The organism is Streptococcus sp. HMSC034E12 (assembly GCF_001835915.1).
GTDB classification, from domain to species: domain Bacteria; phylum Bacillota; class Bacilli; order Lactobacillales; family Streptococcaceae; genus Streptococcus; species Streptococcus vaginalis.
The window spans coordinates 2,190-2,547 of record NZ_KV826457.1 but is presented as its reverse complement, the minus strand read 5'-3'; the positions used below and the strand labels follow the sequence as shown (position 1 = coordinate 2,547).

Annotated in this window: 1 protein-coding gene; it reads left to right on the top strand. The window is 37.2% G+C overall.

The window, feature by feature from the left end; translation table 11 throughout:
• Positions 1-206: hypothetical protein (locus tag HMPREF2574_RS10670; protein ID WP_218970107.1), on the top strand; the 206-nt coding region annotated here is incomplete at its 5' end.
• Between the last annotated feature and the right edge of the window lie 152 nt (positions 207-358).

Genomic DNA, 358 nt, shown 5'->3' with positions numbered 1-358 from the left:
ATGAAGTTCTGTTTCAATTTTATGCAGACAAAGGTTATATGGAATTGTCTTGTTGCGTTTACGGTGGTATGTGCGGCTTTACTTTTGACACAGACGAAATAAGTACTGGCAATATGAGTAATCTAGAACGTGAATGCGCTGGATATGTCCGAAATTATATTAACAATTTAGTTAAAGCTGGAATAATTGAGGTAGGGCATGACTAAAATACTATACACAAAAGAGAGTGCACGTAAGCTGTGGACAGAAGCGAGAGATAAATATCAGAATCAATTAGATTCCAAGACAAGGAAGAATTCGCATTCGCACGAAATGCACGAAACGATACTAGAAGATAGATGGCTGAAATATCGGATAC